The 13,335-nt window shown below is 67.4% G+C and carries 18 protein-coding genes and 1 tRNA gene; 4 read left to right on the top strand and 15 right to left on the bottom strand.

Features of this window, described 5'->3' with window-relative positions:
- Positions 1 to 25: 25 nt before the first annotated feature.
- Both BLV25_RS01465 and BLV25_RS01460 read right to left on the bottom strand, forming a co-directional pair.
- Entirely contained in the window at positions 26 to 1,465 is a 1,440-nt protein-coding gene (locus BLV25_RS01465; protein WP_092730391.1) for an amidase, read from the bottom strand.
- A gap of 191 nt (positions 1,466 to 1,656) precedes the next feature.
- Positions 1,657 to 2,136, bottom strand: a complete 480-nt coding sequence (locus tag BLV25_RS01460) for a helix-turn-helix domain-containing protein (RefSeq protein ID WP_218128590.1) — start codon at positions 2,134 to 2,136, stop codon at positions 1,657 to 1,659.
- Between the two features lie 38 nt (positions 2,137 to 2,174).
- On the opposite strand from BLV25_RS01460, the gene BLV25_RS01455 reads away from it, so the two are divergent.
- Positions 2,175 to 3,242, top strand: a complete 1,068-nt coding sequence (locus tag BLV25_RS01455; RefSeq protein ID WP_092730389.1) for an NAD(P)H-dependent amine dehydrogenase family protein — start codon at positions 2,175 to 2,177, stop codon at positions 3,240 to 3,242.
- Between the two features lie 12 nt (positions 3,243 to 3,254).
- On the opposite strand, the gene BLV25_RS17755 is transcribed toward BLV25_RS01455, so the two are convergent.
- From BLV25_RS17755 to BLV25_RS17200, 3 genes are read right to left on the bottom strand one after another with little or no spacing between them, the layout of a single operon-like run.
- Complete coding sequence (locus BLV25_RS17755) at positions 3,255 to 3,464, bottom strand: hypothetical protein (RefSeq protein WP_343123925.1); 210 nt, start codon at positions 3,462 to 3,464, stop codon at positions 3,255 to 3,257.
- Positions 3,461 to 3,718 carry a PIN domain-containing protein gene (locus tag BLV25_RS17750; RefSeq protein ID WP_256335622.1) on the bottom strand — a complete coding sequence of 86 codons (258 nt, stop codon included), beginning with the start codon at positions 3,716 to 3,718 and terminating at the stop codon, positions 3,461 to 3,463. The genes BLV25_RS17755 and BLV25_RS17750 overlap by 4 nt, the downstream gene beginning before the upstream one ends.
- The gene (locus BLV25_RS17200; protein WP_176819411.1) at positions 3,666 to 3,818 is read right to left on the bottom strand and encodes a hypothetical protein; all 153 of its coding nucleotides are present in this window, start codon (positions 3,816 to 3,818) and stop codon (positions 3,666 to 3,668) included. The genes BLV25_RS17750 and BLV25_RS17200 overlap by 53 nt, the downstream gene beginning before the upstream one ends.
- Positions 3,819 to 4,111: 293 nt before the next feature.
- On the opposite strand from BLV25_RS17200, the gene BLV25_RS01445 reads away from it, so the two are divergent.
- Together BLV25_RS01445 and BLV25_RS01440 are read left to right on the top strand one after the other, a co-directional pair.
- Positions 4,112 to 4,933 carry a hypothetical protein gene (locus tag BLV25_RS01445; RefSeq protein ID WP_092730387.1) on the top strand — a complete coding sequence of 274 codons (822 nt, stop codon included), beginning with the start codon at positions 4,112 to 4,114 and terminating at the stop codon, positions 4,931 to 4,933.
- Between the two features lie 121 nt (positions 4,934 to 5,054).
- On the top strand, positions 5,055 to 5,696 hold the full coding sequence (locus BLV25_RS01440) for a hypothetical protein (protein WP_092730385.1): 642 nt from the start codon (positions 5,055 to 5,057) through the stop codon (positions 5,694 to 5,696).
- Between the two features lie 209 nt (positions 5,697 to 5,905).
- Here BLV25_RS01440 and BLV25_RS01435 read toward each other — a convergent pair whose 3' ends face one another.
- Positions 5,906 to 6,094 (bottom strand): hypothetical protein, encoded by a 189-nt coding sequence (locus BLV25_RS01435; protein WP_021072580.1) that lies wholly within the window; start codon positions 6,092 to 6,094, stop codon positions 5,906 to 5,908.
- A gap of 182 nt (positions 6,095 to 6,276) precedes the next feature.
- Between BLV25_RS01435 and BLV25_RS01430 the strand changes: the two genes are divergently transcribed.
- Positions 6,277 to 7,314, top strand: a complete 1,038-nt coding sequence (locus BLV25_RS01430; RefSeq protein ID WP_021072581.1) for a DNA cytosine methyltransferase — start codon at positions 6,277 to 6,279, stop codon at positions 7,312 to 7,314.
- A gap of 194 nt (positions 7,315 to 7,508) precedes the next feature.
- Here BLV25_RS01430 and BLV25_RS01425 read toward each other — a convergent pair whose 3' ends face one another.
- The 9 genes from BLV25_RS01425 to BLV25_RS01385 all read right to left on the bottom strand — a co-directional run bounded on the left by BLV25_RS01425 (position 7,509) and on the right by BLV25_RS01385 (position 13,335).
- The gene (locus tag BLV25_RS01425) at positions 7,509 to 7,838 is read right to left on the bottom strand and encodes a hypothetical protein (protein WP_021072582.1); all 330 of its coding nucleotides are present in this window, start codon (positions 7,836 to 7,838) and stop codon (positions 7,509 to 7,511) included.
- A 3-nt stretch (positions 7,839 to 7,841) separates the two neighbouring features.
- Entirely contained in the window at positions 7,842 to 8,159 is a 318-nt protein-coding gene (locus BLV25_RS01420) for a helix-turn-helix transcriptional regulator (protein ID WP_092730383.1), read from the bottom strand.
- A 186-nt stretch (positions 8,160 to 8,345) separates the two neighbouring features.
- A tRNA-Val gene (locus BLV25_RS01415) sits at positions 8,346 to 8,420 on the bottom strand.
- 81 nt (positions 8,421 to 8,501) lie between these two features.
- A complete protein-coding gene (locus tag BLV25_RS01410) occupies positions 8,502 to 8,768 on the bottom strand; it encodes a DUF7553 family protein (protein ID WP_092730381.1) in 267 nt (88 codons plus the stop codon).
- Between the two features lie 205 nt (positions 8,769 to 8,973).
- Positions 8,974 to 9,507, bottom strand: coding sequence for a cob(I)yrinic acid a,c-diamide adenosyltransferase (locus tag BLV25_RS01405; RefSeq protein WP_092730379.1), 534 nt, complete (start codon positions 9,505 to 9,507; stop codon positions 8,974 to 8,976).
- Positions 9,504 to 9,743 (bottom strand): glutathione S-transferase N-terminal domain-containing protein, encoded by a 240-nt coding sequence (locus BLV25_RS01400; RefSeq protein ID WP_021072586.1) that lies wholly within the window; start codon positions 9,741 to 9,743, stop codon positions 9,504 to 9,506. Before BLV25_RS01400 ends, BLV25_RS01405 begins: the two co-directional genes overlap by 4 nt.
- A 99-nt stretch (positions 9,744 to 9,842) precedes the next feature.
- On the bottom strand, positions 9,843 to 10,553 hold the full coding sequence (locus BLV25_RS01395) for an ABC transporter ATP-binding protein (RefSeq protein WP_039402117.1): 711 nt from the start codon (positions 10,551 to 10,553) through the stop codon (positions 9,843 to 9,845).
- A gap of 137 nt (positions 10,554 to 10,690) precedes the next feature.
- Entirely contained in the window at positions 10,691 to 11,659 is a 969-nt protein-coding gene (locus tag BLV25_RS01390; RefSeq protein ID WP_021072588.1) for an ABC transporter ATP-binding protein, read from the bottom strand.
- Positions 11,656 to 13,335 (bottom strand): branched-chain amino acid ABC transporter permease, encoded by a 1,680-nt coding sequence (locus tag BLV25_RS01385; protein WP_021072589.1) that lies wholly within the window; start codon positions 13,333 to 13,335, stop codon positions 11,656 to 11,658. The genes BLV25_RS01390 and BLV25_RS01385 overlap by 4 nt, the downstream gene beginning before the upstream one ends.

Genomic DNA, 13,335 nt, shown 5'->3' with positions numbered 1-13,335 from the left:
GGGGGCCGTCACGACTCGGGGGCCGTCACAGCTCGGGATACGCGTCCCGCCAGGGCGCGCGGCGCTCGACCGCGGCGCTGGCGGCAAGGATCGCGTCCTCGTCGAACCGCGAGCCGACGAGCTGGGCGCCGACCGGGAGCCCGGAGGGGGCACGGCCGGCCGGGACCGAGGCGGCGGGGTGGCCGCTGAGGTTCATCGGCCAGGTGAGCAGCCAGTCGAGGTAGGGGTCGATCTCGGTGCCGTCGACCGTCTCCGGGCCGATCCGGCCGGTCTCGAAGGGCTCACACGCCAGGGTCGCCGACAGGAGCAGGTCGTGGTCGTCCAGGACGTCCTGGAGCGCGTCGTACACGCGCGTCCGGACCACGTCCGCCTCCTTGAGCGTGAGGGCGTCGTGGTCGGCGCCCGCCTCGATGTGCTCCACCAGCGTCGGCGTGAGATCCGCTCGATGGTCCCCGAGGAGGTCGATCCCCTTCGTCTCCAGGTTTTGGGTAATGGAAGCCAGCGTGGACTGGAAGAGAACCATCTCGGCGTCCCGCATCCGCTCGAGGGGGAGGTCGAAGGCGGGGTCGACGCGGGTCACGGTGGCGCCGGCCGCACGCAGCGTCTCGGCCACCGCGTCGACGCGGTCCCGAACGGTCGGCTCGACCGGGAACGTCCCGAGGTCGGGGGAGTAGGCCACCGACAGGTCGTCGATCGGCCGGCGGGTCGCGGCCAGGTAGTCGGGGTCGGGGTTCGGGATGCTCACCGGGTCCCGGGGATGGGCGCCCGAGATGATCTCGAGCACCAGCGCCGAGTCCGCGACGGTCCGCGTGATCCCGCCGAGGGACATGAACGGGTACAGCGACACGAGCGCGTCCGGCCGGGAGGCCTCCGGAACGAGGCCGGCGGTCGGCTTGATCGCGTAGACGCCGCAGGCGCTGGCGGGGATGCGCAGCGACCCCGCCGCGTCCGAGCCGAGCGCGACGGGCACCATGCGCGCGGCCACCGCCGCGGCGCTGCCCCCGGAGGAGCCGCCCGCCGTCTTCTCCGGGTCGAAGGGGTTGCCCGTCGCCCCGTGCAGGGGGTTGGCGGTGTCCCCCTTGTGGCCGAACTCCGGGGAGTTCGTCGACCCCACCACGATCGCGCCCTCGTCGATCAGCCGCTGGACGATGACGGACGTCCCCGGGGGGTCGGCCCCCTCGAAGACGACCGATCCCTGCGAGCAGGGCAGCCCCTCGATGAAGGTGTCGAGGTCCTTCAACGCGATCGGCACGCCGTGGAGCCGCCCGCGCGGTTCCGCGGCGTCGTCGGCCGCGGCGGCCTCCTCGCGAGCCGCCTCCTCGCGGAGCTCGACGACCGCGTTGATCGTCCCGTTCGTTCGCTCGATCCGCTCGAAGGCGTCCGCGACCGCCCCCGTGGCGGTGGCGTCACCCTCCTCGATCGCCGCGGCGAGTCCGCGTGCCGAGAGTCGTGTCGTGTCGGTCATCGGTCGGTGGAAATGCCGGTCGGTCGGGCGGCCGCGAGTCCCGTCCGGGTGGGCTCGCGTTTCGTCCGGGCGGTCGTGCGTCTCGTCCGTCTGGAGAACGTCGATCGGTCACACATTCCACGCGATACACTCTCGCGGGGGGAGTAAGAAGTTCACCGTGACTTGGTCAACCTTTTAAATATGAATAGGGGTCAGCCGTCGAGCACGTTGTCGACCAGTCGCTGCTGGCCGCGCCGCAGCCGCGTCGAGACCGCCTGCGTGGAGACGCCGAGCTCGGCCGCGATCGCGTCCATCGTCGTCCCGCGGGGGACCTCGAAGTACCCGAGCTCGGCCGCGGTGCACAGCGTCCGGCGCTGCACCTCGGTGAGGCCCGCGGCGGTCGCCCTGGCCGTCGCGTTGATGCCGGCCCCCGCGTTCGTTCCGGGCTCCGCGTTCGTGCCGGTTCCCGCGTTCGTGCCGGTTCCCGCGCTCAGGTCGGGCTCCCCGCTCGTCCCGGTTTCCGAGTAGAGCGTTCGCAGGCGGAACGGGATGTCGCGCTCGGCACAGCCGTCCCGGTACGCGATCAGCGCGCTCCGGGAGGGGAAGCGCGCCCGCATCTCGAACCCGTCGGGGGTCCCGCGCGCCTCGAGAAGACGACCGAACGACCGCCGGCTCCCATCGCGATTGCCCAAACGCCAAGCTATATGAGATCGATCACCGATCGGGCGGTGTGATCGAACGCGACACACCGATACGCGTCGTCCAGTGTGGCATCGGCGCGATGGGGACGGAGATGCTTCGACTGCTGACCGACGATCCCGGCGTGACCGTCGTCGGCGCTGTCGACGTCGATCCCGAGAAAGTCGGGCAGGACGTCGGCGCCATCACCGGCGGTGGCGACGTCGGGATCGAGGTCGCGGACGACCTGGAGTCGGTGCTGGAGGCGACGGAACCGGACGCGGTCTGTCTGGCGACGGCGGACGCTGCGGCCGAGGCAATGGTCGCGGACCTGCTGACCTGTCTGCGTGCCGGGGCGGACGTCGTCTCCTCGAACGGCGGGTTCTTCTACCCGTACCGGACGCATCCGGTCCTGGCCCGGAAGGTCGACCGCGTCGCCCGAAAAAACGACGCGTCGGTCCTCTGCACCGGGCTCAACCCGGGCTTCGCCCTCGACACCCTTGTCGTCGCGTTGACGGCCGTCTCGGAGTCCATCGACGCCATCGAGGCCAGCCGGACCGTCGACTTCTCGCCGTACGGCGCCGGCGTCCTCGAACCGGGCGGCTTCGGGCTGGCCCCCGACGAGTGGACCCGCCGACGCGACGCGGGCGACCTGGCGGGACACGAGTCCTTTCCCGCGCAGATCCAAATGATCGCCGACGGCATCGGCCTCGACCTCGACGCGGTCGTCCAACGGGAGTTCGACCCGGTCGTCGCCGACGAGCACCGTCCGGTCGCGAGCGAGTACCCCGACATCGAGGCCGGGGCGGTCGCCGGGTTCGAACAGACCTACGCCGGCCTCGTCGACGGGGACCCCGTCGTGACGCTCACGCTGGCAGCCGTCGTCGACCCTGCAGCATCGGGGCTCGAGGGCGGCGACCGGATCGCCATCCGGGGCGTTCCCGACACCACGGTCACGACCGAGGCCCCCTTCGAACCGGGGCCGACGACGTGGGCGACGGTCGTCAATGCGCTTCCGAACGTCAGCAACGCCGATCCGGGCCTCAAGACGATGCTGGACCTGCCGCTCCCGTCGGCGTCGCTGGGCGATATGCGTAAGTTCCTCGATCCCGACCGCTGAGGACTGCGTCTTTCAATCCGCTCCTGTGTCCGCACCCTCCTCAAGCAATCGTCGAGGGAGTTCTGCTCCCTGATCGACTAATTCCGAATCAAACGAGACGAGCGTTGCGTCGGCAGCGTCAGCTGCTGAAAGGATCATCGCGTCCATCGGATACAACAGCGTTTTCGATCGGAGGCGGTTCGCTGCCATCATATCCGAGGCATCGGGGAAAGTCACAGTCATTCGGGACGTAATTCGATCCTCGATCGCATCAATTCGATCCCGTTCGAACCGTTTCTTTTGCTCAGAACGCTCCGCAGTTCCATCAGGCTGAGAACCGAAACGAGTGGATCGTCGGCTTGATCAAGTAGCTCGATCGCCTCGTCAGACCGATTCGTATCCCGAGTGACTGCTGCGACGAGGACGTTGGTGTCGATGAGATCCTCATAACCGTTCGCGGATGTCACGAACGGCCGCAACGGAGTCGGCCTCAACATCAAGCCCCAACTCTGACAACGCCTGTCCGAGCGGGACCGTCTCGTCATCGTCAGGATCCGAGGAAACGAACTCCTCGAAGTCGTCCGAGGTGAGACTCATACCAGATCTTACCTGTCGATTCGCAAAAGGCTACTGGTGGGACGTATCGCCCGAGCGAATACTGTCACCTCAATCAGCGTTCGTCCGCAGCAATAGTAGCGTCAGGAACTCTTTGTGTAACCAGATAGAGGAGAGCAGTTCCATCAGCCGATTTCCGGGGCATTCACTGAAAACGTGTGCAGATCTTTCCGGAGATTGCTATACCACGGTGACGAAGCCGACGAACCTGAGTCGGATCCACTCACGCCAAGCCGGCACAATGCCTTTCACCCGTCCGATGGTTCGATGTGATGATGTATTCCGGGCCGATTGACGTCCTCATCCGTTTCGGCGCCGTTCTCGTCGGCGTTGGATTCCTCGTGCAAGCCGGCCTGGTCCTCCGGCAAAGCATCGCGATGGCTGCCCCTGCGGCGGATCGGATCCGCGACGCCACCGGCGGTGACACCGTCGCCATCGACGGAACGGTCCGGGCAACTCGGGACGACGCCGGCGGGCTCCGAACCGTGACGGCTCCGCTCAGCGGCGATGACTGTGTCTTCGCGGCCTGGCGCATCGAGGAGTTCTTCGGACACGAAGTGGCCACGCAGGATGGCTGGACCGATCACGCCTCGGGCTACGATGCCGAAGCGTTCGAACTCGCTGACGGGAGCGGGACGATCGCGGTCGACGTCAGCGGTGACTGGGAGTTTCTCGAGACGGAATTCGATCTCGCGGGCCTCGACTCGCCACACCGGACGGTGTCGATCGACGAGGACGTCCCCGCAGAGATCCGGGACTTCGAGGCCGCCGTGGGCGCCGAGGATCGGACGCCTGCCGCCATCGACGTGCCGACGAGCGACGCCGGCCCGAAACAGGGGGACCGCCGGTACTACGAGGCAACGATCGACGCCGGCGACGACCTGTTCGTCTCGGGAGTCGCCAGCGAACGGGACGCCGAAACGGGACTCGTCGTCACTGGCGGCGGTGACGACCGGCTTCTGGTCTCGGACCAGGGCCGACGCGGTGCGACGCGGAGCCGGCTGTTCGGCGTCGTCGTGCTGTCGGTCGTCGGTCTCCTGCTCTGCTGGTACGGTGTCGCGCCACTCCTTCGAAGCGTTCCGATCACCCCGACGTGATCAATACACAGCGCGTATTCAGCACCCGATCGGGCGTCGACCTCCCAACGGAGGGTGCGCAACTCCGAAAGGCGGTCTCAATCCCGTACCATTCTTGCTGCTGCCGACGAAACCGGCAGCTATGCGCCGTCGCGCATTCCTTGCGTCCGCCCTGACCGCCGCCTCCACCACCGCTGCGGGGTGTAGTGCCGTCGAATCGCGAACCGAACACACGGATCCAACGGTGACGGCCGACGACGATCCCCGGGATGATGCGAGATATCTCGAATTTCGCGATGGCGGCACTGATCTCGCCACCGTGGGCGTTGACCCCAGGTTTGCTCCCCTGCCGGACCATCTTCACACGTGGGTGTCACACACTGACGACACCGAACTGCAGTCGCTCACACAGCGGTTTGTGGCAGTCGGCGGTGACGGAACCCCGCCGGAGCTGGCGCTCCAGGGCCCGTTTATGGGTGACTACGAACCCCATCCATCCGTGTCACTGTTCCGGGACGGGATGGCTGCCGTCGTCGACGTCCACCGGTTCGGCGAGATCGCCGACGAGACCGTATTCATCGATCTTCCGGTCACACACTGGCCGGAGTCGGCCCATCGACTCGTCGTCGAGAGCACCGTCGAACTCCTCGAACCGGGGCTCCGCGACCGAAGACACGTCCTCGACGGCCGACTCGAGTTCGAGTTCGCCGCCGAGACCGAAGCCGATGGACCACCCGATGACACGCCGGATCCCTCGGGGGAAAGTGAAAATCCTATGAAATGAAGGGGGATGATCGACGTTCGACGACGGCCTCCGGATCGGCGATCGAGCCGTTAAGCGGTCCAAAGACGGAGCCCCACTCTGACGACGCTATACGGCGACAACGCGGGGAGTTCCGTCGTCCCTGAACCAATGACTGGCCCCGAGATCAGCGGAGCGGATGGATCAGCTCACCGGTTGCACCAGTTGCGTGGAACGGCGACGTGGACGGTTCACCCGGACTCGGCGGCGTCGGCCCACGCGATGAGTTTCTCGAAGCCGACGAAGACGAGCAGGAACAGTACGATGAACGCGCTCCACCGGCCGACGTGGAATTCGCCGGTAAACGCGAGCACGTTGAAGATGTAGGAGATCGATGCGCCGATGGCGCCGGCCAGATACAGCCGTCCGCGGACGTTCATACACCCATCTTGGCCCGCGCCGAGATAGCCGTATGGGATCCCACCCCTCGGTCACGACGTCTCCGACCCCGCACCGCGAGTTCCGTCCCCGTCGCCGCCCGTTCGGACGTCCACCACACGATCCCTTAAATACCGTCGCGACGAACCGGTAAAGGTAACCCGACCTCACGAAAGGATCCCGTATGTCCACGTCCGATCTCGATCCCGGTGACGTCCGCGTGCTCGATCTCTTCTGCGGCGGCGGCGGCCTCTCGGAGGGGTTCCTCCAGGCCGGCTACGACGTCGTCGCCGGCGTCGACGTCAGCGAGGACTTCCTGGCGACCTACGAGCACAACCACGAGGACGCGCTGGCGATCCGGGCGGACCTCGCGGAGGTCGACCCCGCCGACTTCTTCGCGACGCACCCGATCGACCCCGACGCGATCGACGTCGTCATCGGCGGCCCGCCGTGTAAGGGGTTCAGCATCGCCGGCCACCGCGACCCCGACGACGAGCGCAACTCCCTGGTCGGCAGCTTCATCGACTTCGTCGAGTACGTCCAGCCGGCCGTCTTCGTGATGGAGAACGTCCCCGGGATCACCTCGATGGAGGACGGCGACACCCTGCGGTCGATCCTGGCGGGCTTTGCCGACGCGGGCTACGAGAAGACGCGCTACGAGACGCTCAACGCCGCGGACTACGGCGTCCCCCAGACGCGCCGCCGCGTGATCTTCATCGGCCGGCGGGACGGCGAGCAGCCGACCTACCCCGAGCGCACCCACGGCCCCGCCGAACAGGCCACGCTGACCGGCACCCGGCGCCAGTCCTACGTGACCGTCGCGGACGCCATCCTCGACCGGGACCTCGAGGGGCTCCCGAACACCGAGACCACCGACCACTCCGCGGACATGGTCGACCGGATCGCGGACGTCGACCCCGGCGAGAGCCTCTATGAGAGCTACGGCGACAGCTGGCGCCGGCTCGAGCCCGACGAGCCCGCGTTCACGATCAAGGAGAACCATAACGCGCCGTTCATCCACCCCGAGGAGGACCGCGTCGGGACCGTCCGCGAGTGTGCCATCCTCCAGTCGTTCCCCGACGACTACGTCTTCAAGGGGGCAAAGAGCACGCAGCTGAAGGTGGTCGGCAACGCCGTCCCCCCGGGCCTGGCCACCGCCGTCGCCGAGGCCATCGCCGCCGACGTCGCCGCGATGCGACGCGCCGAGCCCGTCTCGGAGTAGCGGCGGGTCGCCTCAGGGCGGGCGACCGGTCGGTTCCGCCAAAGCGACATCGAGACGAGTCCGAGGTATAACCCCTCTCGTTGCTGTCATTCGACCACGACGCGTTCGCTGCGTGTCGAACGATATCCGTGGCAACGAAACGCCGACTGCGTGTCTCGAGCGAGTACCGTACTCGGAACATCCCTCATTGACGATCAGCGCACGCCCAAGTAGCCGGCTGCCTCACGGGCGATCGTCTCGAGCGTCGCCGTGACGAGCTGACCTTCCTGCGTATTGATATCCCCGTGCCGGATCGAAACGACCGTCCAGGGGTTGACGTAGCTCTCTCGTGGCAATCCTCCTGATACGAAATCATCATCAGTAAGCGGGATCGCGACTGCTCTTCGAGTCGTCGTGATCGCGGCGTAGAGCGCTTCTTCGTCGCTGAACGGATGTGTGTCATCGCTCACCCGAACGTATGGACGATGGTCGTAGTCGGCGAACAGGTCGGGGCCCTTGACGACGGCACCGCGGTCGATCGGCATCGATCAGTCGTCCCCGTAGTAGTCGTCCGTCACCGACTCCGAACTGGCCTGCGTCTGTGCCGCGTACGACGCGAGTCGATCGTCCTCGGCGACCGCCCAGTACCGACCACGGTGACGCACGAGCCCTCGATCCTCGAGACGTGAGAGAACGGCACCGACGCTTCCGCGTGCGATGCCGGTTGCCTCGTGGATCTCGGTCTGCGTGAACGCGTGGTCCGGATTCTCGGCGAGGAACTCGAGGATTCGGGCGGGCTGTGTCCCCGCTTGGAGGTCGAGGACATCAGTTGGCTGATCGTCGAAGGCGTCGATGCTGATCGGCATATGTAATAAATTGTAATATACAGCAATAAATTTACGGGCGTGTAGGGCTCATCACTCCGTATTCGTTCGACGGACGTCGGAAGACGTCCTCGTCGTTGAGAGCCGACGTCTCTCCGCTGCGGCTATTGCGTCCGGTCGAGTATATAAATCACTCTCGCAGTCTTGCGATTATTGCTTATAAGGTGATGGGCTGGCCAAGATTTGAACTTGGGGCCTGCTCCGTGTGAAGGAGCCGTCATAACCGGACTAGACCACCAGCCCGCTATCGCCCGCTAGCCGGCGTTCCGACTTAAGGATTGCCTTGTGCCGCGACTCGTCGGCCCGAAAAACGGGTCCCGGTTCCTAGGCGGCGTCGCCGTCGTCGCGGGAGCCGCGCACCGTCTCCCGGAGGGACGCCGCCGCCTCGCGGGCCGTCTCCGCCGCGCGCTCGCCGGCCGCGATCAGGTCGGCTTTGATCGCTTCGAGCCGCGAGGGTTCCGGCTCCTCCTCGATGCCCGCCAGCTCGCGGGCCCGTTCCGCGACCGGTTCGACCTCCTCCTTCACGCCGGCCGTCGCGTGGTCGACCGCTCGTCCGAGGTAGTATCGTGCGTCCGTGAAGTGCTTGCTCATACCCATCGGTAGGGTGCCGACGGATATAGTCCTTGTGGAGACAACGGAACCTTTCCGAAGCGACGGAACCTTTCCGAAACGACGGAATAGTCGACCGCGGACGGGAATCGAGGTCGTGGAACGGGGTGGAACGAGGTGGGACGAAAACGAAACGGGTCGACCGGAGGGCGGTCCCTCGCCCGACCCACGGCATCCCGCCCGAAACTCAGTACGTCGGCGACTCCTCGGGCTCGTCCGCGCGGGCGTTCACCACGCGCGCGAGCGTGAACAGCGCGTCCGAGAGGCGGTTCAGGTACGCCAGGACGGCCTCCTCGACCGGTTCCTCGCGGGCGAGCGCGACCGTGCGTCGTTCGGCCCGCCGGACCACGGCGCGGGCGTGATGAAGCCGCGAGCCCGCCTCGCCGCCGCCCGGCAGCACGAACGACTGCAGCGGCGCCAGCTCCTCGGAGAGGACGTCGATCCGGTCCTCCAGCGCCGCGACGTGCTCGTCGGTCACGCGGGGATCGTCCGGATCGGGGTCGGGGTTCGCGAGGTCCGCCTGGACGACGTGGAGGTCGTTTTGCACGTCGGCGAGCGTCTCGTCGACGTCGGGATGGCCGGTCGGCCGGACCGTCCCGATCAGCGCGTTCGCCTCGTCGACCGTGCCGTAGGCCTCGATGCGGGGATCGGTCTTGGAGACGCGCTCCATCGTGCGGAGGTCCGTCTCCCCGGCGTCCCCGCGTCCGGTGTAGATGGTCACGCCAGCGTCCGCTCCACGTACTCGAGGATGTTCGCGCTCTCGGCCATCGTCACGCCGCGCTCGTCGTCGACGAGCACCGGCACCGCGCGCTGGCCGCTCACGCGTTTCACCTCGTCGCGCTTCGAGTGAAGCCCCTCGACCCACTCGGTCCGATACTCCAGGTCCGCCGCCCGCAGCGCGTCGTGAACCTTCTCACACCACGGGCAGCCCTCCAGGGCGTACAGCGTCAGCGCCATACGCGCCGTTGGGCCCGCGTCCTCATCAAGCTCCCGCCGCGCCGGCGGGCGCGTCCCTTCCCGGGAGTCGACGCGCGACCGCCTCGCCGTGCGGTCGGATCAGCCCCCGCCGAGGTACAGATCCATCACCTCCTCGCTCTCGAGCAGCTCCGTGCCGGTCCCCTCGAACCGGTTCTCGCCCATGTCGAGGACGTATCCCCGGTCGGAGACGCGCAGCGCCTGCTTTGCGTTCTGTTCGACCATCAGGATCGCCGTCTCGGTCCCGTCCCGGATGTCGACCAGCCGGTCGAACATGTCGTCGACCAGGTCGGGCGCCAGCCCCGCGGAGGGCTCGTCGACGACGAGGAGATCGGGGTCGACCATCAGCGCCGAGGAGAGCGCGAGCATCTGCTGTTGGCCGCCGCTCATGGACTCGGCCCGCTGGTGTTTCCGCTCCTCCAGGATCGGGAACCGGTCCCACACCTCCTGGTAGTCCGCCTCGGTCACCTCGTCTTTGATGTACGCGCCCATCTCCAGGTTCTCCTTGACCGACAGCGTCGGGAAGACGTTGCCCCGCTGGGGGACGTAACACATCCCGAGCTCGCTGACCGTGTCGGCCCGGCGGTCGGTGATGTCCTGGCCGTCGAAGCGAACCGTCCCCTCCCAGCAGTCGATGAGCCCGTAGATCGCCTTGAGCAGCGTCGACTTGCCCGCTCCGTTCGGGCCGATGATCGTCACTATCTCCTCCTCGTCGGCGTCGAGATCGACGCCGTGGAGGATCGTCGCGTCGCCGTATCCGGAAACCACGTCCCGGGCTTCGAGTAGTGCCATGGATGTATGTCGTGTCGCGTCGTGTCGGTTCTCGCGTCGCGTCGGTTCTCGTGTCGCGTCGGTTCCCTCTTCGTCCCCGTGCCTCGGGTCGCCCCAAACGGGGGCCGGGGCGGTCGGTCAGTCCACGCCGAGTGCGGTCAGTCCACGCCGAGGTAGGCGTCGATGACCGCCTCGTCCTCCTGGATCGCCTCGGGCTCGCCCTCGACGAGGACGTCCCCCTCGCTCATCACGATGATGGTGTCGCTCAGGTTCATGATGACCTCCATGTCGTGTTCGACGATACAGAAGGTGTAGCCCTCGTCCCGAAGCGTCTCGATGCGGTCCATCAGCTTCCGGGTGAGCGAGGGGTTGACCCCCGCGACCGGCTCGTCGAGCAGGATGACCTCCGGCTCGATCATCAGCACCCGACCCAGCTCGAGCAGCTTCCGCTGCCCGCCCGAGAGGTTGCCCGCGCGCTCGTCGCTCACGTGGTCGAGCTCCAGCAGCTCGAGCATCTCGCGGGCCTGCTCGCGGACTTCCGCCTCCTCGCGTTCCATCAGGTCCCGGCGCAGCCAGGTGTTCGCCAGGTTCTCGCCGGCCTGCCCCTGCGGGGCTAACATCAGGTTCTCGAGGACGGTCATCTCGGTCAGCTCGCGGGTGATCTGGAAGGTCCGGACGAGCCCCTCCCGGGCGAGCATATACGGCCGGCTGTTGGTGTGGCCCTCGCGGGCCTGCCGGACCCGCTCCTGGCCGGCGTAGAACCCGGCCCCGAGGCCCGCGCCGACCGCGAGCGTCCCGAGGCCGCCGACGGTGCCGAGCCCGAGGCCGGCCACGCCCGCGATGCCGCCGATCGTCCCGGCGGTGATCGCCGAGGCGCCGCCCCAGATGACGCGCTCGTCGCGGCTGGGCTCCATCAGGTCCTGGAGGTCCTCGCCGCGGAACCGGACGGTGCCGCCGTCGGGCTCCTCGAAGCCGCTGATGAGGTTGAACGTCGTCGTCTTGCCCGCGCCGTTGGGTCCGATGAGGCCGGTGATCGACCCCTCCTCGATCCCGAACGTCGCGCCGTCGACGGCGGTGATGCCGCCGTAATGCTTCTCGAGTCCCTCGACCTCGAGGACCGTCGTCATGAGTCACCCACCCCCGAGGAGTACTCCTCGCGGCCAAGCAGCCCGTCGGGCATGTAGTACAACACGATCAGGAACAACACGCCGACCACGACGAGCCGGAACGCGAGGACGTTCACCCGCAGCGCGGGCGGGAAGAAGCCGGCCAGCTGCGTGGTGGCCTGCTGGAACCCCCAGTAGAGGACCGCGCCAAGCAGAACGCCCTTGTTGTTGCCGACGCCGCCGACGAAGACAATGAGCAGCGCGATGAAGGTCGTCTCCGGGGCGCCGGTCCGGAAGGTGAGTCCCTGGGAGTACATCGCCCACATCGCCCCGGCGAAGCCGCCCAGCGCCGAGCCGATCACCATGCTCTGCACCTTGTAGACGAACGGGTCCTTCCCGAGCGACTTCACCACCGCCTCGTCGTTGCGGATCGCGCGCAGGACGCGGCCGAACGGCGACTGGACCGCGGCCTCAAGCACCGTGTACAGCGCCCCCAGCGACAGGAGGAACAGCGCGAGCTGGAACCGGCTGTAATCCAGCTGGACGGTCACGTCGCCGATGACCGCGATGGAGTAGCCGATCCCGGCGCTGCTGCCGAACTGGAGGAACCAAACGACGTTTCGGAAGAGCGTGCCGAGCACTCCCGAGAGGCTCCCGGAGCCGAGCGGGCCGAGGATCGGCAACAGGACGTACCAGATCCCGACGAACCAGACGGCGCCGAGTCCGACGACGGTCAGTTTGACGTCCGCGACCCACTCGTAGGACGTGATCGCGTGGTAGTAGGCGTACACGAGCGCGCCCAACAGCGCGAGCGTCCCGACGATCGACACCGAGATCCGGTCGGCGATCGGCAGCGGCAACAGCGCGACGAGCAGCCCCGTCCCGAACCCGACGCCGAGGGCCAGTTCGCGGCGGTCGAGATCGGCGTAATGCTGGCCGATCGCCACGAGCACCACGAGCCAGCCGTACACCGAGACCAGGGCGCCGACGAGCAACACGAGGGAGGCCGCAAGCAGCAGCGCCGCCGATATCACGGCCGCGATCAGCCCCGCGACGCCGGCCACCGCGAACCGGGATCCGAGAACGCCGGCGGCACGCGTTCCGAGGCCGAACGTCGTGACCGCGTAGATCCGGTCGAGCGGGAGTCGAGAGTCGTTTTCGCGCTGCAACGACAGCGCCGCCGTGGCGACCGCCCAGACGACGAACACCACGACCGAGAAGGCGACCGCGCCCACGAGGGTCCCCGGTTCGATCGGGAAGAGTCCCTGGAACGGCGGGGAGTACCCCCGGAGCGCGTCCGGCCCGTTCGCCAGCCAGCTCTCCGACTGGACGACCCGCTGGAAGATGACCGAGATCCCCAACAGCGTGATCGCGAGGTAGTCCTCGCGCAACCGTATCGTCGGCAGGGCCACGAGCCCGCCGATCACCCCCGTCAGTATCGTCGCGACGATGATCCCGAACGCCCAGGTGCCAACGAGGGGGATCTCCCCGAACCCGATGACGTAGTTGGTGAAGTCGGCCGGGTCGTCCGGCGGCAGCACGAACAGCGCGGAGGTGTACGCGCCGACCAGGAAGAACCCGACGTGGCCGAAGTCCAACAGCCCGGTGTGGCCGAACTTGACGTTCAGCCCGAGCGAGAGGACGCCGTAGATGGCCACCAGCAACGCGAACGAGACGACGACGTCGGAGACCGCCAT

The sequence above is a fragment of the Halopenitus persicus genome, from assembly GCF_900107205.1.
GTDB classification, from domain to species: Archaea; Halobacteriota; Halobacteria; order Halobacteriales; family Haloferacaceae; genus Halopenitus; species Halopenitus persicus.
This window is presented reverse-complemented; position numbering and strand designations above follow the sequence as displayed.

Excerpts from the sequence above, each read along its gene's own strand:
- BLV25_RS01395 (WP_039402117.1), bottom strand. The coding sequence starts at position 10,553 with ATGGCACTACTCGAAGCCCGGGACGTGGTTTCCGGATACGGCGACGCG.
- BLV25_RS01435 (WP_021072580.1), bottom strand. The coding sequence starts at position 6,094 with ATGAACGTCCGCGGACGGCTGTATCTGGCCGGCGCCATCGGCGCATCG.
- BLV25_RS17755 (WP_343123925.1), bottom strand. The coding sequence starts at position 3,464 with ATGACTGTGACTTTCCCCGATGCCTCGGATATGATGGCAGCGAACCGC.
- BLV25_RS01420 (WP_092730383.1), bottom strand. The coding sequence starts at position 8,159 with ATGCCGATCAGCATCGACGCCTTCGACGATCAGCCAACTGATGTCCTC.
- BLV25_RS01445 (WP_092730387.1), top strand. The coding sequence starts at position 4,112 with ATGTATTCCGGGCCGATTGACGTCCTCATCCGTTTCGGCGCCGTTCTC.
- BLV25_RS01440 (WP_092730385.1), top strand. The coding sequence starts at position 5,055 with ATGCGCCGTCGCGCATTCCTTGCGTCCGCCCTGACCGCCGCCTCCACC.
- BLV25_RS01410 (WP_092730381.1), bottom strand. The coding sequence starts at position 8,768 with ATGAGCAAGCACTTCACGGACGCACGATACTACCTCGGACGAGCGGTC.
- BLV25_RS01465 (WP_092730391.1), bottom strand. The coding sequence starts at position 1,465 with ATGACCGACACGACACGACTCTCGGCACGCGGACTCGCCGCGGCGATC.
- BLV25_RS01425 (WP_021072582.1), bottom strand. The coding sequence starts at position 7,838 with ATGCCGATCGACCGCGGTGCCGTCGTCAAGGGCCCCGACCTGTTCGCC.
- BLV25_RS17750 (WP_256335622.1), bottom strand. The coding sequence starts at position 3,718 with ATGTTGAGGCCGACTCCGTTGCGGCCGTTCGTGACATCCGCGAACGGT.
- BLV25_RS01400 (WP_021072586.1), bottom strand. The coding sequence starts at position 9,743 with ATGGCGCTGACGCTGTACGCCCTGGAGGGCTGCCCGTGGTGTGAGAAG.
- BLV25_RS01430 (WP_021072581.1), top strand. The coding sequence starts at position 6,277 with ATGTCCACGTCCGATCTCGATCCCGGTGACGTCCGCGTGCTCGATCTC.
- BLV25_RS01385 (WP_021072589.1), bottom strand. The coding sequence starts at position 13,335 with ATGGCGGTCTCCGACGTCGTCGTCTCGTTCGCGTTGCTGGTGGCCATC.
- BLV25_RS01390 (WP_021072588.1), bottom strand. The coding sequence starts at position 11,659 with ATGACGACGGTCCTCGAGGTCGAGGGACTCGAGAAGCATTACGGCGGC.
- BLV25_RS17200 (WP_176819411.1), bottom strand. The coding sequence starts at position 3,818 with ATGAGTCTCACCTCGGACGACTTCGAGGAGTTCGTTTCCTCGGATCCT.